At 67.9% G+C, this 18963-nt stretch carries 19 protein-coding genes, 2 other RNA genes and 3 pseudogenes; 18 read left to right on the top strand and 6 right to left on the bottom strand.

The window, feature by feature from the left end:
- Positions 1 to 113: 113 nt before the first annotated feature.
- From XaplCFBP3123_RS17335 to XaplCFBP3123_RS17320, 4 genes and pseudogenes are all read right to left on the bottom strand, one after another.
- Positions 114 to 395, bottom strand: a pseudogene (locus tag XaplCFBP3123_RS17335) (DUF520 family protein); the annotation flags it as partial.
- Positions 391 to 513, bottom strand: a pseudogene (locus XaplCFBP3123_RS21730) (oxidoreductase); the annotation flags it as partial. The pseudogenes XaplCFBP3123_RS17335 and XaplCFBP3123_RS21730, both read right to left, overlap by 5 nt.
- Before the next feature lie 157 nt (positions 514 to 670).
- Positions 671 to 958: pseudogene (locus tag XaplCFBP3123_RS17325) on the bottom strand (DUF1415 family protein); the annotation flags it as partial.
- A 16-nt stretch (positions 959 to 974) separates the two neighbouring features.
- Positions 975 to 2054 (bottom strand): LysR family transcriptional regulator, encoded by a 1080-nt coding sequence (locus XaplCFBP3123_RS17320; RefSeq protein ID WP_253254235.1) that lies wholly within the window; start codon positions 2052 to 2054, stop codon positions 975 to 977.
- Positions 2055 to 2062: 8 nt separating this feature from the next.
- Between XaplCFBP3123_RS17320 and XaplCFBP3123_RS17315 the strand changes: the two genes are divergently transcribed.
- The 11 genes from XaplCFBP3123_RS17315 to XaplCFBP3123_RS17265 all read left to right on the top strand — a co-directional run bounded on the left by XaplCFBP3123_RS17315 (position 2063) and on the right by XaplCFBP3123_RS17265 (position 12675).
- Positions 2063 to 3253, top strand: coding sequence for a muconate/chloromuconate family cycloisomerase (locus XaplCFBP3123_RS17315; RefSeq protein ID WP_301182407.1), 1191 nt, complete (start codon positions 2063 to 2065; stop codon positions 3251 to 3253).
- Positions 3254 to 3256: 3 nt separating this feature from the next.
- Positions 3257 to 3547 (top strand): muconolactone Delta-isomerase, encoded by a 291-nt coding sequence (catC, locus tag XaplCFBP3123_RS17310; RefSeq protein ID WP_104535147.1) that lies wholly within the window; start codon positions 3257 to 3259, stop codon positions 3545 to 3547.
- Positions 3548 to 3633: 86 nt separating this feature from the next.
- A complete protein-coding gene (gene catA, locus XaplCFBP3123_RS17305) occupies positions 3634 to 4563 on the top strand; it encodes a catechol 1,2-dioxygenase (RefSeq protein ID WP_104535146.1) in 930 nt (309 codons plus the stop codon).
- 125 nt (positions 4564 to 4688) lie between these two features.
- On the top strand, positions 4689 to 6047 hold the full coding sequence (locus tag XaplCFBP3123_RS17300; RefSeq protein WP_104535145.1) for a Rieske 2Fe-2S domain-containing protein: 1359 nt from the start codon (positions 4689 to 4691) through the stop codon (positions 6045 to 6047).
- Positions 6047 to 6535, top strand: coding sequence for a benzoate 1,2-dioxygenase small subunit (gene benB / locus XaplCFBP3123_RS17295; protein WP_104535144.1), 489 nt, complete (start codon positions 6047 to 6049; stop codon positions 6533 to 6535). Before XaplCFBP3123_RS17300 ends, benB begins: the two co-directional genes overlap by 1 nt.
- Before the next feature lie 29 nt (positions 6536 to 6564).
- The gene (gene benC, locus XaplCFBP3123_RS17290; protein ID WP_104535143.1) at positions 6565 to 7590 is read left to right on the top strand and encodes a benzoate 1,2-dioxygenase electron transfer component BenC; all 1026 of its coding nucleotides are present in this window, start codon (positions 6565 to 6567) and stop codon (positions 7588 to 7590) included.
- On the top strand, positions 7587 to 8360 hold the full coding sequence (benD, locus tag XaplCFBP3123_RS17285; protein WP_104535142.1) for a benzoate diol dehydrogenase BenD: 774 nt from the start codon (positions 7587 to 7589) through the stop codon (positions 8358 to 8360). Before benC ends, benD begins: the two co-directional genes overlap by 4 nt.
- 55 nt (positions 8361 to 8415) lie before the next feature.
- The gene (locus XaplCFBP3123_RS17280; RefSeq protein ID WP_146091374.1) at positions 8416 to 8712 is read left to right on the top strand and encodes a hypothetical protein; all 297 of its coding nucleotides are present in this window, start codon (positions 8416 to 8418) and stop codon (positions 8710 to 8712) included.
- Between the two features lie 325 nt (positions 8713 to 9037).
- Complete coding sequence (locus XaplCFBP3123_RS17275; protein WP_104535276.1) at positions 9038 to 10000, top strand: alpha/beta hydrolase; 963 nt, start codon at positions 9038 to 9040, stop codon at positions 9998 to 10000.
- Between the two features lie 58 nt (positions 10001 to 10058).
- Positions 10059 to 11528 carry a benzaldehyde dehydrogenase gene (locus XaplCFBP3123_RS17270; RefSeq protein WP_104535140.1) on the top strand — a complete coding sequence of 490 codons (1470 nt, stop codon included), beginning with the start codon at positions 10059 to 10061 and terminating at the stop codon, positions 11526 to 11528.
- A 25-nt stretch (positions 11529 to 11553) separates the two neighbouring features.
- Positions 11554 to 12675 (top strand): NAD(P)-dependent alcohol dehydrogenase, encoded by a 1122-nt coding sequence (locus XaplCFBP3123_RS17265; RefSeq protein ID WP_104535139.1) that lies wholly within the window; start codon positions 11554 to 11556, stop codon positions 12673 to 12675.
- 80 nt (positions 12676 to 12755) lie between these two features.
- Here XaplCFBP3123_RS17265 and XaplCFBP3123_RS17260 read toward each other — a convergent pair whose 3' ends face one another.
- A complete protein-coding gene (locus XaplCFBP3123_RS17260) occupies positions 12756 to 13241 on the bottom strand; it encodes a YajQ family cyclic di-GMP-binding protein (protein WP_016903460.1) in 486 nt (161 codons plus the stop codon).
- A gap of 106 nt (positions 13242 to 13347) precedes the next feature.
- Here XaplCFBP3123_RS17260 and XaplCFBP3123_RS17255 point away from each other — a divergent pair, with 106 nt between their 5' ends.
- The 7 genes from XaplCFBP3123_RS17255 (at position 13348) to XaplCFBP3123_RS17225 (ending at position 17920) form a co-directional block, all read left to right on the top strand.
- Positions 13348 to 14244 carry a DMT family transporter gene (locus XaplCFBP3123_RS17255; RefSeq protein ID WP_104535138.1) on the top strand — a complete coding sequence of 299 codons (897 nt, stop codon included), beginning with the start codon at positions 13348 to 13350 and terminating at the stop codon, positions 14242 to 14244.
- A gap of 168 nt (positions 14245 to 14412) precedes the next feature.
- Positions 14413 to 15420, top strand: coding sequence for a methionine ABC transporter ATP-binding protein (locus tag XaplCFBP3123_RS17250; RefSeq protein WP_104535137.1), 1008 nt, complete (start codon positions 14413 to 14415; stop codon positions 15418 to 15420).
- Entirely contained in the window at positions 15417 to 16112 is a 696-nt protein-coding gene (locus tag XaplCFBP3123_RS17245; protein WP_104535136.1) for a methionine ABC transporter permease, read from the top strand. The genes XaplCFBP3123_RS17250 and XaplCFBP3123_RS17245 overlap by 4 nt, the downstream gene beginning before the upstream one ends.
- Before the next feature lie 136 nt (positions 16113 to 16248).
- Positions 16249 to 17052, top strand: coding sequence for a MetQ/NlpA family ABC transporter substrate-binding protein (locus XaplCFBP3123_RS17240; protein ID WP_104535135.1), 804 nt, complete (start codon positions 16249 to 16251; stop codon positions 17050 to 17052).
- Between the two features lie 62 nt (positions 17053 to 17114).
- Positions 17115 to 17194, top strand: a non-coding RNA gene (locus tag XaplCFBP3123_RS17235) — sX9 sRNA.
- Between the two features lie 67 nt (positions 17195 to 17261).
- Positions 17262 to 17337: non-coding RNA, sX9 sRNA (locus XaplCFBP3123_RS17230), on the top strand.
- Between the two features lie 25 nt (positions 17338 to 17362).
- Positions 17363 to 17920 (top strand): DUF1453 family protein, encoded by a 558-nt coding sequence (locus tag XaplCFBP3123_RS17225; protein ID WP_104535134.1) that lies wholly within the window; start codon positions 17363 to 17365, stop codon positions 17918 to 17920.
- 249 nt (positions 17921 to 18169) lie between these two features.
- On the opposite strand, the gene XaplCFBP3123_RS17220 is transcribed toward XaplCFBP3123_RS17225, so the two are convergent.
- Complete coding sequence (locus XaplCFBP3123_RS17220; protein WP_104535133.1) at positions 18170 to 18841, bottom strand: OmpW/AlkL family protein; 672 nt, start codon at positions 18839 to 18841, stop codon at positions 18170 to 18172.
- Between the last annotated feature and the right edge of the window lie 122 nt (positions 18842 to 18963).

Below are 18963 nucleotides of genomic sequence, written 5' to 3'. Positions count from 1 at the left end.
GCGCCGGCGCGACCGTGACCGATGCCCGGGTGTCGGATGGCCGACACGCCGCGCTGCGCGGTCTGCGCGCCCAGCGCGGCAACACAAGGCGTCGTGTCAGCCACCACGCGCGCTCAGTCGCGGAAGTTGTCGAACTGCAGCGGCAGCCCGAAATCGGCCTTCTTCAGCAGCGCCATCGCGTCCTGCAGATCGTCGCGCTTCTTGCCGCTCACGCGCAGCTTGTCGCCATTGATCTGCGCTTGGGCCTTGAGCTTGGCTTTCTTCAACTTGGCGACCAACTGCTTGGCCTGTGTCTGCTCGATGCCCTGCTTGACGGTGACCTTCTGGCGCGCACCGGCCAGATTGGTTTCCATGTCGCCGAACTCCAGGCAACGCACGTCGATGCCGCGCGCCAGCGGCCAGCACCGCCTGCGCGATGCCGCGGCCGATGCCCTGGGCGCCGCCGGTGACCAGGAGCACGCGGTCCTGCAGCGGGGCGGTGGGCCAGGGGGCGATTTCCGGGACGAGGGGCATGGCGGACGCGGGCAGCGGGGAGAGCACCACTGTAGCGGCCACTTCGCGCCGATGTGTAGGCGGCAGTGCCCGCGCGGCTCAGGCCGCGGGCGGCGGGGGGGGCTGCAGCAGCGAGCGCCAGCCGTCCGCGCCCAGGCGCTCGAGCGTGGCCAGGGTGCGCTTCCACCGCGGCGTCGGCGTTCTGCAGGAAGTCGGTCAACACCTCCGGGTGCACGATCAGCGTGGTGTCGATCTCCTCGGCGGGCGTGTCGCGCAGCCGCACCAGCTCCTCGGCCAGTTCCTCCAGCAGCGCCTCGGGGGTACTGGCGTCGCTCAGCACCAGCCGGACCTGCTGCTTGACGTAGACCGCCTTGGCGAAAGGGCACAGGTTCAGGCCGATCATCGCGTGCTCGATCCAGCGGCGGGTGGTGGCGAGGTAATCGCGCGGGGATGCGTCTTGGAGCATCGGGCGTGGAAGCGGGCTAAGGCGAGAGCAGCCGATTGTAGGCCGTGTCCAGCCACGGCGGCCGTTCGGCGTACATCTCGCGGATCAACCGCCGGGTCAGCGGGATCAGTTCGGAGTCGTCGTTGCGGCGATAGCTCATGATGATCGGCGAGGTGGCGCGCTCGTCGTCGAGCAGGCGGTAGTGCAGGTCCTGGCGCAGCGCCTGCACCGAGGCTGGAATCACGCACACCCCCGTCTCGGCAGCGACCAGACCCAGCGCGGTCTGCAGCTCGCGTACCTCCTGAACCGCCAGCGGGCGCACGCCACGGTCCTGCAGCAGGGACAGCACTTGGTCGGCGAAGCTCGGGCGCGGTTCGCTCGGGTAGACGACCAGGTGCTGGGCAGTCAGCGCCGCCGGTGCCAGCGCGGCGCCACTGCATGCCAGCGGATGGTCGGCCGGCAGCGCCACGACCAGCCGTTCCTCGCGCAGCACAAGGCGTTCCACCGCCGCGTCGTCGCTGCGGATGCGCCCGAAGCCCAGGTCGATGCGCCCGGCCTTCAACGCTTCGATCTGCTGGCCGGACATCAGTTCGACCAACCGGATGTCCAGGTCCGGTCGATGCTGGCGCAATCGCCGTACCACCATCGGCAGGCCGCCGTAGAGCGTGGAGGCGACGAAGCCGATCGACAGCACCCGCTGCTCGCTGCGACCGATCCGGCGCGCGGCGTCCTTCATCTGCTCGACCCGTCCGAGTACCTGCAGCGCCTCCTCGTAGAACAGCCGGCCGGCGTCGGTCAATCGCAGGGGGCGGCTGCTGCGCAACAGGAGGCGCGTGCCCAACTCCTCCTCCAGCTGCTGGATCTGCCGGCTCAGCGGGGGCTGGGCGATGTGCAGCATCGCGGCGGCACGGGTGAAGTTGCGTTCGCGCGCGACGGTGACGAAGTACTTGAGCTGGCGCAGGTCCATAAAGAATGAGGTCGGAATCTTGGTATTTAATTTCGGTATGTTGCGGTGCAATAAAATCTTATGTGCTGGGTTTATCGAGGCAATAATACCTTGAGGGTATTGATGTAGACAAAAATGGTCTTGGACGTGCTGACCGGGGTGTCCCAACAATCCGCGCCATGGAACGCACTCACACCCCCGCCGCCATGTCCGTGCCTGCCGTGACCATCGAGCGGATCGAGGCGGTACTGGTGGATCTGCCCACGATCCGCCCGCACAAGCTCTCGGTGGCGACGATGAATGGCCAGACCCTGATGCTGGTGCGGGTGCATTGCGCCGACGGCGTGGTCGGTATCGGCGAAGGCACCACCATCGGCGGGCTGGCCTACGGCGCCGAGAGCCCGGAGGGCATGAAGCAGGCCATCGAGGTCTACTTCGCGCCGGTCATGATCGGTCAGGACGCCACCCGCGTACAGGCGCTGATGGCGCGCGTGGGCAAGATGGTCAAGGACAACCGGTTCGCCAAGAGCGCGGTCGAGACGGCGCTGCTGGATGCGCAGGGCAAGCGGACCGGCCTGCCAGCCTCCGAGCTGCTGGGAGGCCGCCGCCGTGATCGCTTGGCCGTCGCCTGGACGCTGGCGTCCGGCGACACCGCTCGCGACATCGCCGAAGCCGAGCAGATGCTCGACCTGCGTCGGCACAACGTGTTCAAGCTCAAGATCGGCGCGCGCGCGCTGGCAGACGACGTGGCCCACGTCGCCGCGATCAAGAAGGCGCTGGGCGACCGCGCCGCGGTGCGCGTGGACGTGAACATGGCCTGGAGCGAGAGCGAGGCCGCGCGCGGCATGGCGGCGCTGGCCGACGCCGGCTGCGAACTGGTCGAGCAGCCCGTGGCAACTGCCGCCGGCCTGGCCCGCTTGGTGCGTCGCTTCCCGTTGGCGTTGATGGCCGATGAGTCGCTGAGCGGGCCCGGTTCGGCGTTCGAGATCGCTCGGGTCGGCGGAGCCGACGTGTTCGCGGTCAAGCTCGAGCAGGCCGGCGGTCCGTGGGCGGCGCTACGGGTGGCGCACATCGCCGACGCGGCCGGGATCGAGCTGTACGGCGGCACGATGCTCGAGGGGGCCGTCGGCACGATCGTATCCGCCCATGTGTTCGCCACCTTCGAGCGCCTGCAGTGGGGCACCGAGTTGTTCGGCCCGTTGCTGCTGACCGAGGAGATCCTCGAACGCCCGCTGGACTACAGCGACTTCCACCTGACCGTGCCGGACGGCCCGGGGCTGGGCATCGCCCTGGACGATGACCGCGTGCGCTTCTTCCAGCGCGGCGCCGCGCGCTGGTTATCCATGGCCGCTGCCGCAGAAGGAGGCTGAATCATGCTTTTCCAGGTTCGCATGGACGTCAACATCCCGCTGGACATGCCGGCCGAGGTGGCCGATGGCATCAAAGCCCGCGAGAAGGCCTATTCGCAGGAGCTGCAGCGCAGCGGGAAGTGGCGTCACATCTGGCGCATCGCCGGCGAATACGCCAACTACAGCATCTTCGACGTGGAGAGCGTGCAGGAACTGCACGAGGTTCTGACCGGCCTGCCGCTGTTCCCGTACATGAAGATCGCAGTGACGCCGTTGCTGCGCCATCCCTCGTCGATACGCACCGACGACACCTGAGCAAAACCCATCCGCAGCGTTCCTCGATCGGGAGGGGACCGCGCTGGCAGCCATCTCTACGAGAGCAACCAAGAGGAATCGAGCCCATGAGCGTCATGATCTTCGACGGCAAGCAGGTGCAGGATTTCCTGCGCACGGTCGCCAACCTTGACGGGGAAGGCGGGAACACGCGGCTCAAGCAGCTGGTTCACCGGATCGTGTCCGACCTGTTCAGGACCATCGAGGACTTCGACCTCACCCCGAACGAGATCTGGGCGGGCGTGAACTACCTCGACAAGCTGGGCCGCGACGGCGAGGCGGCGCTACTGGCCGCAGGCATCGGCCTGGAGCACTACATCGACCTGCGCCTGGACGAGGAGGATCGCCTGGCCGGGATCGCCGGGGGCACCCCGCGCACCATCGAGGGCCCGCTGTACGTGGCGGGTGCCCCGGTGGAGGGCGGCAAAGCCCGGCTGGACAAGGATGCGGACGCCGATGCAGGCCCGCTGCACATCCGAGGCACGGTCACCGGACCGGACGGCACGCCGGTGGCCGGCGCGGTGGTCGAGGTCTGGCATGCCAACTCCAAAGGGTTCTACTCCCACTTCGACCCCACCGGCGCGCAGAGCGAGTTCAACCTGCGTGGCGCGGTGCGTACCGGTGCCGATGGCCGCTACGAGGTCCTGACCAGGATGCCGGTCGGCTATGGCTGCCCGCCGCAGGGCGCGACCCAGCAACTGCTCGACCAGCTGGCTCGCCATGGCAACCGGCCGGCGCACGTGCACTACTTCGTCACCAGCGACAGCCACCGCAAGCTAACCACCCAGTTCAACATCGAGGGCGATCCGCTGACCTGGGACGATTTCGCCTACGCCACCCGCGAGGGCCTGGTGCCACACGTGGTCGGCAAGACCGGCGGCAGGTCGCTGGGCTTCGATCAGGACGACTACCAGGAAATCACCTTCGATCTGGAGCTGACCACGCTGGTCGCCGGCCAGGACAACCAGAAGGTCGAGCGCCTGCGCGCCCACCTCTGACCGCCCGGCGCGGCGATGCGCCGCCCGCAGGCACCACCATCCGCGCAAGGCCGGGCAGCGCATCCGCTGTCGGCATCGACGCCCACCACGCCATCCCGGCGCTACCTGTCCCTGGAGACTCCATCATGTCCGTTATCCTCGATCGTGCCGACGACCTGGACGACCTGCTGGCCACCGCCCTGGTGGACAACCAGGCGACCGGCGAATTCAAGTGTCGCCGCGACATCTTCACCAACGAGGCGCTTTTCGATCTCGAGATGAAGCACATCTTCGAGAGCAACTGGGTGTACCTGGCCCACGAGAGCCAGATCCCCGACAACAACGACTACTACACCGCCCACATCGGCCGCCAGCCGGTGGTCATCACCCGCGACAAGACCGGCGAACTGCACGCGGTTATCAATGCCTGCGCCCATCGCGGTGCGATGCTGTGCCGGCGCAAGCACGGCAACAAGGGCAGCTTCACCTGTCCGTTCCATGGCTGGACCTTCTCCAACACCGGCAAGCTGCTCAAGGTCAAGGACGAGAAGACCACCCAGTACCCACCGCAGTTCGGCCAGAACGGTTCGCACGACCTCAAGCGGGTGGCGCGCTTCGAGAACTACCGCGGCTTCCTGTTCGGCAGCCTGAGCGACGACGTGGCGCCGCTGGAGGAGTTCCTCGGCCAGGCACGGGTGATCATCGACCAGATCGTGGACCAGGCACCCAACGGCCTGGAGGTGCTGCGCGGCAATTCCTCGTACGTCTACGACGGCAACTGGAAGCTGCAGATGGAGAACGGATGCGACGGCTACCACGTCAGCACCGTGCACTGGAACTACCTCGCCACCATGGGCCGGCGCAAGGAGGAAGGCACCAAGGCGGTGGACGCCAGCGGTTGGAGCAAGAGCGTGGCCGGCGTATACGGGTTCGAGAACGGGCACATCCTGCTGTGGACCAACTCGCTGAACCCGGAGGTGCGCCCGGTCTGGGCGCGCCGCGAGGAGATCGCCCAGCGGGTCGGCCAGGAGCGCGCGGAGTTCATCACCCGCCAGACCCGCAACCTGTGCCTGTACCCGAACGTGTTCCTGATGGACCAGTTCTCCACCCAGATCCGGGTCACCCGCCCGATCAGCGTGGACAGGACCGAGATCAGCATCTTCTGCTTCGCGCCCAAGGGCGAAAGCGCGCAGGACCGCGCGCTGCGCATCCGCCAGTACGAGGACTTCTTCAACGTCTCCGGGATGGGGACCGCCGACGACCTGGAGGAATTCCGTGCGTGCCAGGCCGGCTATGCGGCCACCGCGGCGCTGTGGAACGACCTGAGCCGCGGCGCGCCGCTGTGGATCGACGGGCCGGACGAGAACGCCAGGCGGATGGGTCTCACGCCGCTGTTGTCCGGCGAACGCAGCGAGGATGAAGGCTTGTTCGTGCGCCAGCACGAGTACTGGGCGCACACCATGCGCGAGGCGCTGCGCAAGGAACGCGGCGAGAGTGCGGTTTGATGAGCAGTCAGTACGAATCTATCCGCGCCTTCCTGTACCGCGAGGCGCGCCTGCTCGACGACCGCGAGTGGGACCGGTGGCTGGCGATGTACGCCGAGGACGTCACCTACTGGATGCCGGCCTGGGACGACGACGATGCGCTCACCGAGGACCCGCAATCGCAGATCTCGCTGATCTACTACCCGGATCGCTCGGGCCTGGAGGACCGTATGTTCCGCATCAAGACCGAGCGCTCCGGCGCGTCAACCCCGGAGCCGCGGACCAGCCATGCCGTGCTCAATGTCGAGGTGCTGGACGAGCGCGAGGACGCGGTGGACGTGCGCTACAACTTCCACACGCTGTGTCACCGCTACAAGGCCACCGACCAGTTCTTCGGGACCATGTTCGTCTCCCTGCGCAAGGCGGGCGAGGGCTGGCTGATCGCGCGCAAGAAGATCGTGCTGAAGAACGACTACATCCGCCAGGTCATCGACGTCTACCACGTCTGAGCGATGGCCCCGCCACCGGGAGGTTCCCCATGACATACCGCATCGCATTGAACTTCGAGGACGGGGTGACCCGCTTCATCGAATGCAAGGACGGGGAGAAGGTCCTCGATGCCGCCTATCGCAGCAAGATCAACCTGCCGATGGACTGCTCCGACGGTGTCTGCGGCACCTGCAAGTGCCGCGCCGAGAGCGGGCGTTACGACCTGGGCGACGATTACATCGAGGAGGCCCTGAGCGAGGACGAGAAGAACGCGGGCATGGTTCTGACCTGCCAGATGGTGCCGTCCAGCGACTGCGTGATCGCCGTGCCGGCCGCCTCGTCCGTATGCAAGACCGGGCAGTCGACCTTCTCTGCGACCGTGGCGTCGGTACAGCCGCATCAGGACGCAGCGGTCGTGCTGGAACTGGACGTGGCCGGCGACACGCCGGTGTTCCTGCCGGGGCAGTACGTCAATCTGGACATCCCGGGCAGCGGCCAGGCCCGCGCCTACAGCTTCAGCAGCGCACCGGGAGAGCGGCGCATCGGCTTTCTGATCAAGCGCATACCCGGCGGGGTGATGAGCGGCTGGCTGGGGACGGCCGCACCGGGCCAGACCCTGCAGCTGACCGGGCCGCTGGGCAGCTTCTACCTGCGGCCGTTGCGGCGGCCGTTGCTGCTGCTGGCCGGCGGCACCGGGCTGGCGCCGTTCCTGTCGATGCTGGAGGTGCTGGCGCGCAGCGGTGCCGCCCAGCCGGTGCACCTGGTCTACGGCGTGACCCGCGACAGCGACCTGGTCCTGGTCGAGCGCTTGCAGCACTATGCCGACACGCTACCGGATTTCGGCTTCACCACGGTGGTGGCCGACCCGGACAGCCGCCATCCGCGCAAGGGCTGGGTCACCGGGCACCTGCCGGCCGAGGCGCTGCATGGCGGCGACGTGGACGTGTACCTGTGCGGCCCGCCGCCGATGGTCGATGCGGTGCGCCGCCACTTCGAGCAGGCCGGCATCACCCCGGCCAGCTTCCACTACGAAAAGTTCACCCCCAACGCGCCGGCGCAGGACGAGGCCGCATGAGCCGCGGACGCTTCGCCGGCAAGGTGCTGGTGGTGACGGGGGCGGCACAGGGCATTGGCCGGTCGGTGGCGCTGCGCGCAGCCGCCGAAGGCGGACGCGTGCTGCTGGTGGATCGCGCCGAGTTCGTGGCCGAGGTGGCGGCCCAGGCGCAGGGCGAGGCGGCAGCCTTCAACGCCGACCTGGAGCGCCACGCCGGCGCGGTGGCGGCGATGGCCCACGCCGCCGAGACCTTCGGCGGCATCGACATCCTGATCAACAACGTCGGCGGCGCGATCCGCATGCGTCCCTACGCCGCGTTCGAGCCGGCGCAGATCGACGCGGAAATCCGCCGCTCGCTGATGCCGACGCTCTACGCCTGCCATGCGGTGCTGCCGCACCTGCTCGAGCGCGGCGGCGGCACCATCGTCAACGTCTCCTCCAACGCCACCCGCGGCATCCACCGGGCGCCCTACTCGGCGGCCAAGGGCGGCGTCAACGCGCTCACCCAGTCGCTGGCGATGGAATACGCCGACCGCAACATCCGCGTGGTCGCGACCGCGCCCGGCGGCACCGAGGCGCCGCCGCGCCGGGTGCCGCGGAACGCGCAGGGCGAAACGCCGGAAGAACAGACATGGATGGCGCAGGTGGTCGAGCAGGTCACGCAGTCCAGCCTGCTCAAGCGCTACGGGACTATCGACGAGCAGGTCGCACCGATTCTGTTCCTCGCCTCCGACGAGGCGTCCTACATCACCGGTTCGGTGCTGCCGGTGGCGGGAGGCGACACCGGCTGAACCTGCACTGCACCCAGCATGTTTCGACGAAATTCATTCGGCGGAGGGGCCGGACATGCACTTCAAGAAGAAGCGACGAGTCACGGCTCACCATGCCTGTTCACGATTGCGGCCTGCGTGGCTGCTGGCCGTCGGCGTGGGCCTGTGCCGCTGGGCACGACGTCCTTCGACAAGCGCGGTCGGCGTGGAGCAGGGGGGCGAAGGCGCACGCGTGCATTTCGCCGATGGCAGCGATTCCCAGGCCGATCTGCTGATCGCCTCCGGCGGGATCAAGTCGACCCTGCGTGGAGCGGTGCTGCGGCAACGGGGCCATGCGCCGGTCGCGCCGCGCTTCACCGGCCCCTATGCCTAGCGTGGCATGATCGAGAGCGAGCGCCTGCGCCGTGCGTTCGCCGCCGCCGGCGTGGACACGCATTTGGTCGAGGCGCCGCAGATGATCCTGGGCCTGGATGCCCACATCCTGACCTTCCCGGTCAAGCAGTGGCGTCTGATCAACGTGGTCGCCTTCGTCTCCGATCGCAGCGATCCCGATCCGCGCTGGCCCCACGGCCAGGGCGAGCCCCCGCCCGTGCCGGGCCCGTGTGCGGTTACGGCGTCCCGCGATGGCTGCCGGCGCCGAACGGTCTTAGGCACGTCGATGACGACACTACACAGCACTACAGATGGAGCACGCGAACATGCAGATCACCCCTTTCGATCCTGGCCGCCTGAGCCCGCAGGTTCAGGCCGTGCTGGCACGGATCGCCGCCGGCGGCGATCCGCCCCTGGCATCGTTGCCGATCCCGGCCCTGCGCCAGGCCTACAAGCAGATCGGCGCGATGCTGGGCGGCGATCCACTGCCGGTCGGCAGCGTGCGCGAGCTGGCCGCCGCCGGCCCGGCCGGCCCGATCCCGTTGCGCCTGTACCTGCCCGAGGGCGGGCAGGCGCCGCATGCGGCCACCGTGTACCTGCACGGCGGCGGCTGGACGGTGGGCGACCTGGATAGCCATGACAAGGTCTGCCGGCGACTGCTGCACGCGGCGGGCTGCGCGGTGGTGGCGGTGGACTACCGGCTGGCGCCGGAGCATCCGGCGCCAGCCGGCCCGGACGACGTGGTTGCCGCGATCGCGTGGCTGGCCGCGCAGGCCGGCGCGCTGGGGCTGGACCCGGCGCGGCTGGCGGTGGCCGGCGACAGCGCCGGCGGCAGCCTGAGCGCGGTGGCGACCCAGCAGTTGCGCGGCAAGGTCGCCTTGCGCGCGCAGGTGCTGTTCTATCCGTCCACCGACCTGTCCCCGGCCTCCGCGCAGTTCCCATCGCGGCGCGAGAACGGCGCGGTGCCGCCGCTCACGCTCGAGCTGATGCACGCGCTGTCCGATCCGTTCGTCCCGGCCGGCTGCGACACCCTGGACCCGCGGGTTTCACCGCTGCGCGCGGCCGATCTCCAGGGACTGCCGCCGGCGCTGGTGTTCGCCGGGCAATGCGATGTACTGCGCGACGACGCGTACCTGTATGCCGCGGCGCTGCGCCAGGCCGGCGTGCCGGTGGAGTACATCGAGGTGCCGGGCATGGTGCATGGCTTCCTCGAGATGGCCGGCGTGCTGCAGGCCGCTCGCGAGGCGTTCACCCACGCCGGTGCGTTCCTGCGCGGCCATCTCGCCTGATCCGCGCGCCGCCGGCCTGGCGGCGCGCCACCCACTGAATCCGAAAGGAGAAAACACGATGAGCGACAACGTAGACGTATTTCTGCAGGGCGACTTCTGGCATGGTCAGGTGTTCACCGGCCACTGGCAAGCCGGTCAGGCGGGCGCCGACGTGGTCGAGCCGGCCACCGGACAGGTCCTGGGTCGGCTCGGCCTGGCCAACGCGGCCCAGATCGGCGTCAGTGCCGCCGCCGCGCGTGCCGCGCAGCAGGCCTGGGCCGCGGCGCCGTACGAGGCGCGCGCGCTGGTGCTGCGCAAGGCCGCGCAGCTGGCCGAGCAGTACACCCCGCAGATCGTCGAGTGGCTCGTGCGCGAAAGCGGCTCGACCCAGCCCAAGGCCGGCTTCGAAACGACGATCACCGTCAAGTCCCTGCACGAGGCCGCAGCGCTGCCCTCGCGCGCCACCGGCGAGGTGCTGCCGTCCACGCCGGGCCGGCTGAGCTTGGCCCGGCGCAAGCCGCTCGGCGTGGTCGGCGTGATCTCGCCGTTCAATTTCCCGCTGTACCTGGCCATGCGCGCGGTCGCCCCGGCGTTGGCGCTGGGCAATGCGGTGGTGCTCAAGCCCGATCCGCGCACCGCGGTGTGCGGGGGCCTGGTGATCGCGCGCTTGTTCGAGCTCGCCGGACTGCCGGCCGGCGTACTGCATGTGCTGCCCGGCGATGGCGCGGCCGGCGCGGCGCTTACCGCCGACCCGAACGTGGCGATGATCCAGTTCACCGGCTCGACCGCGGCCGGGCGCAAGGTGGGCGAGGCCGCCGGCAAGCACCTGAAGAAGGTCTCGCTCGAGCTGGGCGGAAAGAACTCGCTGATCGTGCTGGACGATGCCGACCTGGATCTTGCGATCGCCAACACCACCTGGGGCGTGTACCTGCATCAGGGCCAGATCTGCATGTCCTCCGGGCGCGTGCTGGTCCAGCGCGGCATCTACGACGCGTTCCTGGCCAGGCTCGTGGCCAAGGCCAAGTCGATGGTGGTCGGCGATCCGGCCACCGCGCAGGTGCATCTGGGACCGCTCATCAACGCGGCCCAGCGCGACCATGTTGCCAGGGCCGTGGCCGATGCCCGTGCGGCCGGGGCCACTGTCGAGGCCGGCGGCGACTATGAGGGCCTGTTCTTCAAGCCCACCGTGCTCAGCGGCGTGGACCGAGGCAATCCGGCCTTCAACGAGGAGATCTTCGGGCCGGTGGCGGTCGTGGTGCCGTTCGACACCGACGAAGACGCCATCGCGCTCGCCAACGACACCGAGTACGGCCTGTCGATGGCCGTGCTGTCCTCCGACGTCGGCCGGGCGCTGAAGCTGGGTGAGCAACTGCGCACCGGCCTGCTGCACATCAACGACCAGACCGTCAACGACGAGGTCATCAATCCGTTCGGCGGCGTCGGCGCCTCCGGCAACGGCACCAGCATCGGCGGACCGGCCAACTGGGAGGAGTTCACCCAGTGGCAGTGGTTGACCGTCAAGGGCCAGGCACCTGCCTATCCGCTTTGAAAACCTTCTACCAGGGAGTCTATCTATGAATGCACCGCTGCGTGACATCACCGTGGCCGTCGCACGCGCCCCCGAGCAGCCCTTCACCATCGAGCAGGCCCGCCTACGCGAGCCCCGGGGTGACGAGGTACTGGTCAAGATCGTGGCCACGGGCCTGTGTCATACCGACCTAATCGTGCGCGACCAGTACTACCCGGTGCCGCTGCCGGCGGTCCTGGGCCATGAAGGCGCCGGCGTGGTCGAGGCGCTCGGCCCCGGCGTCAAGGCCCTGAAGGTCGGCGATCACGTGGTGCTGACTTATGGCGCCTGCGGGCATTGCAATCCCTGCAGCAGCGGCCACGAGGCCTACTGCAAGGACTTCTATCCGCTCAACTTCGGTGGCGGCGATGCGCACGGCGACACCGCGATTCAGGATGCCCAGGGCCAGCCGCTGCACGACCACTTCTTCGCCCAGTCCTCGTTCGCCACCTACGCGATCAGCCGCGAGAACAATGCGATCAAGGTGCCGGCCGACGCGCCGCTGGAACTGCTAGGCCCGCTGGGCTGCGGTATCCAGACCGGCGCCGGCGCGGTGATCAATTCGCTCAAGGTCCGCCCCGGCAGCAGCTTCGCCAGCTACGGCGCGGGCGCGGTCGGCCTAAGCGCGGTGATGGCCGCGCGCATCGTCGGCGCCACGACCATCGTCGCCATCGACGTGGTGCCTTCGCGACTGGAGCTGGCCAAGGAACTCGGTGCCACCCACACCATCAACAGCCGCGAAGTGGATGTCATCGAAACGGTCCGCCAAATCACCGGCGGCGGCGCCGACTTCGCCCTGGAATCCACCGGCCGTCCCGAGGTTCTGGGGCAGGGCATCGAGGCCCTGGGGGGACTGGGCACGATCGGCGTGGTCGGCGCGCCCAAGCTGGGCACCAAGGCCGAATTCGACGTCAACAACCTGCTGCTGGGCGGGCGCAGCATCCGCGGCATCGTCGAAGGCGACAGCGTGCCGCAGGTGTTCATCCCGCAGTTGGTGCAGCTCTACCAGCAGGGGCGCTTCCCGTTCGACCGGCTGGTCAGGTTCTACCCGCTGGATCAGATCAACCAGGCCGCCGAGGACAGCATCCGGGGCATTACTCTCAAGCCGATCCTGCGCATCGGCCAATGAGCCCGCGCTGCGCGCGCCGCCGTCGCCTTGACGCCAAGCTGCGCGCGCTGGCGCCGCCCGCCGGGGCGGGCAAACCCGGCTCAGTCGCGGAAGTTGTCGAACTGCAGCGGCAGCTCGAAATCGGCCTTCTTCAGCAGCGCCATCGCGTCCTGCAGATCGTCGCGCTTCTTGCCGCTCACGCGCAGCTTGTCGCCATTGATCTGCGCTTCGACCTTGAGCTTGGCTTCCTTCAACTTGGCGACCAACTGCTTGGCCTGTTTCTGCTCGATGCCCTGCTTGACGGTGACCTTCTGGCGCGCACCGGCCAGGTTGGTCTCCATGTCGCCGAACTCCAGGCAGCGCACGTCGATGCCGCGTGCCAGCAGGCGCGCGCGCAGGATGTCGGTCATCTGCTTGACCTGGAAATCGCTGGGTGCGGACTGGTTGATCGCCTTGCCGTCCTCCAGCTCGAACCTGGCCTCCACGCCCTTGAAATCGAAGCGTGTATCCAGCTCGCGATTGGCCTGGTCCACCGCATTGGTCAGTTCGTGCTTGTCGACTTCGGACACCACGTCGAAGGAAGGCATGCAAAGCTCCTGCTCTCTATAAACAGCCGCCATTCTAGGGCATCGCGTCCTCGCCCCTGTCGACACACGGCTGGCAGTCTGCGCGCAAGCGCAGCGATAATGGTCCATGCCCACCACCCGCTCTCCGCTTCCCGCCATCGCCTGGATGGTGGCCGCCGTGGCCTGCTTCTCGCTGATGGATGCGGGAATGAAGCTGCTGTCGGCGCATTACCCGCCGCTACAGGTCACCTTGCTGCGTGGCGCCGCGTCGCTGCCGTTCGTGCTGGTGTGGGTGCTGGCCACCGCCGGCCCGCGCTCGATCGTGCCGGTGCGCTGGGGCCTGCACCTGCTGCGCGGGGCGCTGGGCATGGTGATGATCGGCTGCTTCGTCTACGGCCTGAAGCGCATGCCGTTATCCACCGCCTACACGTTGTATTTCGTCGCCCCGTTGCTGGTGGCGGCGCTGTCGGTACCGTTGCTGGGCGAGCGGGTCGGGCCACGGCGCTGGACGGCGATTGGTATTGGCCTGGTGGGGGTGATCGTGGTGCTGCGCCCGGGCGTGGACGGGCTGATCTCGCTGCCCGGGTTGATGGTGCTGCTGGCGGCCACCGCCTATGCCATCGCGGCCATCAGCGTGAGTCTGCTGACCCGCACCGACACCCCGCAGGCGATGGTGGTGTGGTTTCTGCTGTTCATGGCGATCGGTGCCGGCGTGCTGGCCATTTCCGACTGGGTGTCGCTGCGGGGCGAGCACGCCTGGCTGATCGCCGGCATGGGCCTGGCCGGGGCGCTGGGGCAGATCGCGCTGACCCAGGCCTTCCTGCGCGGCGAGGCGTCGATGATCGCGCCGCTGGAATACACCGGCCTGGTCTGGGTGATCGGCTGGGACTGGCTGCTGTGGCGGACCCTGCCCGATGGCTGGACCTGGACCGGCGCCGGCATCATCGTCGCCAGCGGGCTGTATTTGCTGCGGCGGGAGCGGAGACGGCAGGCGGATCGCCCGCCGGCGTTGGATAAGCCGTGATTAGAGAGTCGGGATTGGAGATTCGGGATTCGCAAAAGTCAGGGCGCCTTGCCGTTGCTCTAACGAATCCCCAATCCCCACTCCCAAATCCCCACCTTAGAACTCAATGGAATATCGTCCACAAACATTGACTGGTAGGCTTCACGGCCCCCCAATCGGCCACGCGCGGTGATCCAGTTTCAGCGCCTGCACAAGTCTTATTCCGTTGACGGTCGCCAGATCGTGGCGCTGCATCCACTCGATCTGCGGATCCGCCCCGGCGAGGTGTTCGGCATCATCGGCCATTCCGGCGCCGGCAAATCGACGCTGATCCGGCTGATCAACCGGCTGGAAGAACCCAGCGGCGGGCGGCTGCTGATCGGCGATGAGGACGTCACCGCGCTGGACAGCCACGGTCTGCGCGCGCTGCGCCGGCGTGTCGGGATGATCTTCCAGCACTTCAACCTGCTGTCCTCGCGCACCGTGGCCGGCAATGTGGCGTTCCCGCTGGAACTGGCCGGCACTCCGCGCGTCGAAGTCGATGCGCGCGTGGCCGAGCTGCTGGCACGGGTCGGGCTGGAGCAGCACGCCAGCAAGTATCCGGCGCAGTTGTCCGGCGGGCAGAAGCAGCGCGTGGGCATTGCGCGCGCGCTGGCCACCCGGCCGCAGATCCTGCTGTGCGACGAGGCCACCAGCGCGCTGGACCCGCAGACCACCGCCTCGGTGCTGCAGCTGCTGGCGCAGATCAACCGCGAGCTGGGCCTGACCATCGTGCTGATCACCCACGAGATGGAGGTGATCCGCCGGGTCTGCGACCGCGTCGCGGTGCTGGATGCCGGCAAGCTGGTGGAAACCGGCCCGGTGACCGAGGTGTTCCTGCACCCGCAGCACGCCACCACCCGGCGCTTCGTGTCCGAGGCCGAACACATGGACGAAGCCGAGCTGCATCGCGACTTCGCTGCGGTGGGCGGGCGCATCGTGCGGCTGACCTTTCTGGGCGACGGCACCTACGAACCGGTGCTTGGCCGCATCGCCCGCGAGACCGGGGTGGACTACAACATCCTGTCCGGGCGCGTGGACCGCATCAAGGACACCCCGTATGGCCAGCTCATCGTCGCACTGACCGGCGGCGACCATAACGCGGCACGCGCCGGCTTCGTCGCCGCTGGCGTGCAAGTGGAGGATCTGCGCGTATGAATCTGTCGATCGCCACGACGAGCGGTTTTTTCCGCAATCTCGATGCCGCCAAGTGGGGCGACATCGGCCAGGCCACGCTCGATACCTTGCTGATGCTCGCCGGCGCGCTGCCGCTGACGCTGCTGATCGGCCTGCCGCTGGGCGTTGCGCTGTTCCTGTGCGGTGCCCCGCAGCTGCGCCGCCGCCCGGTGCTGTACGGCGCGCTCGCGGCACTGATCAACCTGCTGCGCTCGGTGCCCTTCATCATCCTGATGATCGCGATGATTCCGCTCACGCTGATGCTGATGGGCACCTCGCTGGGCGTGCGCGGCGCGATCCTGCCGCTGGTGGTCGGCGCCGCGCCGTTCTACGCGCGGCTGGTGGAAACCGCCTTGCGCGAAGTGGACCGCGGGATCATCGAAGCCAGCCAGGCGATGGGCGCCACCACCCGCCAGCTGGTGGTGCGCGTGCTGCTGCCAGAAGCGCGCCCTGGCCTGATCGCCGGCGCCACCGTGACCACCATCGCGCTGATCGGTTTCACCGCGATGGGCGGTGCGATCGGCTCCGGTGGGCTGGGCGATGTCGCGTATCGCGAGGGCTATCTGCGCTCGCATTCGGATGTCGCGCTGATCACCGTGATCGCCCTGCTGGTGCTGGTGCAGCTGCTGCAGATGCTGGGTGACTGGCTGGTGGCGCGCTACAGCCGGCGCTGAGGTCGACTGCGGCCGGGTGCCGGGTGGTGCGCAGGGCCACGCACGCCACATGGGCTTGCGAATCGCCGCTGCACCCGCGGTCTGCTAGGTTTACCTCTTGCGGCGGTGCCGCATTCCTCCTCCCACGGACCCCTACATGAGCACATTCGCGTTTCGTTCCCTCCTGGCTGCGGCCACGCTGGCGTTGGCCTCCTGTGGCGGTAGCGGTGGCAGTAGCGGCGGCGACACGCTGACGGTGGCCGCCACTGCGGTGCCGCATGCCGAGATCCTGGAGGTGGTCGAACCGCTGCTGGCCAAGCAGGGCGTCAAGCTGGACGTGCGCGTGTTCAACGACTACGTACAGCCCAACGACCAGGTCGTGCAGAAGCAGATCGACGTCAATTATTTCCAGACCGAGCCGTATCTGGACGCCTACAACCGCGACCGCAAGAGCCAGCTGGTGACCGTGGTCGGCGTGCATATCGAACCGTTCGGCGCGTACTCGCGCCGGTTCAAGGCATTGGCCGAACTGCCCAACGGCGCCGATGTGGTGCTTCCCAACGACCCGAGCAACAACAGCCGCGCGCTGATCCTGCTCGACAAGGCGGGCGTGATCAAACTCAAGGACCCGAGCAATGCGCTGTCCAGCCAGCGCGACATCGTCGAGAACCCCAGGCAGTTGAAGTTCCGCGAGCTCGACTCGGCGATGCTGCCGCGCGTGCTCGACCAGGTCGATCTGGCGCTGATCAACACCAACTACGCGCTCGACGCCGGCCTCAACCCGACCCGCGACGCGCTGGCGATCGAAAGCAAGGACTCGCCGTACGTGAACTTCCTGGTCTCGCGCCCGGACAACAAGGACGATCCGCGCGTGCAGAAGCTGGCCAAGGTCTTGACCAGCCCGGAAGTGAAGGCGTTTATCGAGCAGAAGTACAAAGGCGCGGTGTTGCCGGCGTTCTAAGAGCGGCTAGCAAAACCACTGCGCTCACCGCCAGGCGGGCGCGGTCGGTGCTCGGAATCGGCATGTACCACCACTCGTGCACTCCGGTTCTGAGCGTGTCGTTCGCACCCACCTGACGACTGCCCGCTACGTGTTGTTAGCCGCTTTACGAGCGGTCGTCAAAACGACTGCGCTCACCGGCAGGGGTGCGGGCGGCGCTCGGCATCGACGTGTACCACGCGAACACGCCGGTTGGGGGGCGCCGTCCACGCCCACCCGACGACCGCGCGCTACGTTGTGCTGATCATTCTTCGCCGCCACCGAGCATTCGATGCCACTTCTCCTCGCCATTCCGCTGGCCGTGATCATCGCCCTGGCGGTATTTGCGGTGCTGTTGCCGTTGTCGCTGGTGCAGCGCTTTCGTGTCGGCACCGCGCGGCGGCAGGCACGCGGCTGGCTGTTGATGATCAATCTGGTCTCGGCCGGCCTCTCCACCGTGGTGTTCGTGATCTTCGTATTGATCGCCGCCGCGTTCTGGCCGGGCGCGATCAGCCATGCCGCCTTCGGCTGGGCCTGCGGGCTGGCCCTGGGTCTGCTGGCATTGCGCCTGACCCGCTTCGAGCGCACCCAGCAGGGCCTGTTCTACCGGCCCAATCTGTGGCTGGTGCTGGCCCTGACCGCGCTGGTGGTGGTGCGCGTGGTCGCGGGCATGGTGCAGGGGTGGCGCAGCACCTGGCACGGGGCGGCCTGGCCCACGGAAGGGTGGCTCAGCCACGCCAGTCTGTTGGGCGCGGCCGGCGTACTGCTCGGATACGCGCTGGCCTATGCCACCTTGCTGTGGTGGCGCTGGCGCAGTGCGCGCCTGCGCGGCAGCGTCTACTGGCGTTGAGCTGGCGCTCGTACGTCAGCGAATGTCGATGCTTCACCGGCACCGGCACCGGCACCGGCAATCGCAATCGCACTGGTATGGAATGGGCACGGACGCAGGTGGGCTACCCATCACACGCAGCGCTCGCACATAGATCGCGCGCGCGATTCAGCGCTCCGAAATCGATGCGGCGCCGCGATTTACACGCATAAAAAAACGGGCCTTGCGGCCCGTTTTTGTTCGACTGCAACGTCGCTTGCCAGCGTGTGCTTAGAAGCGCGCGCCGACACCGAAGCCGACGGTCCACGGATCCAGTTCCAGCTCGCTGCCGGTGCCCTGGCCGCCCACGCGCAGTTCCGGACGCGAACGCATGTAGCGGGCGTCGGCACGTGCGAACCAGGTGGAGTTGATGTTCATGTCCACGCCGACGGTGCCGATGACACCCTTGGCGGTGTCCAGGCCCACGTGCTGGCCGGTGGCCGACGCCGCGTCGATCTTCTCGTTGCTGAAGTTCGACTCGTAGTAGCCCACGCCCACGAACGGACGGAACACGTTATCGGCCTGGCCGAAGTGGTACTGGCCGCTGATGGCGATCGGCTGCTGCTCGACGGTGCCAATCTTGCCCACACCATCGGCGTTGACACGGTGATTGAACTTGTCGGCGGCGCCCCACAGCTCAACGGCCCAGTTGTCGTTGATGTAGTAGCTGGCGCTCAGCGTCGGTGCCGGGCCGCCGTCGACGTCCAGGCCGGGAGCCGGATCGTTCTTCGGCTTGATCAGAGCAACACCGCCGACCACTGCCCAATGCTTTCCGGAAGCGCTATCGGCGCTGCTGGAAGCCGAGGAGGTGTCGCCGGTGTAGGTGGTGTCTTGTGCAAATGCAGACGGCGCAAACGCAAGTGCGGATACGGCAGCGAGGCTCAGGATGGAAATGGCACGCATTGGGGGTCTCCTCAGTGTTCTTGTTAGGCCCGTGGAGTGGGCCGCGCCAAAGCTATTCCTGAAAATCTGAATCCACGCCCACCCGTGACTCGCTAAAATTTCGTTTGTTCAGCAAGTTTCCG

The sequence above is a fragment of the Xanthomonas arboricola pv. populi genome (assembly GCF_002939945.1).
Taxonomy (GTDB): Bacteria; Pseudomonadota; Gammaproteobacteria; order Xanthomonadales; family Xanthomonadaceae; genus Xanthomonas; species Xanthomonas arboricola_A.
The sequence above is the reverse complement of the archived record's forward strand: the minus strand, read 5'-3'. Positions and strand labels throughout refer to the sequence as shown.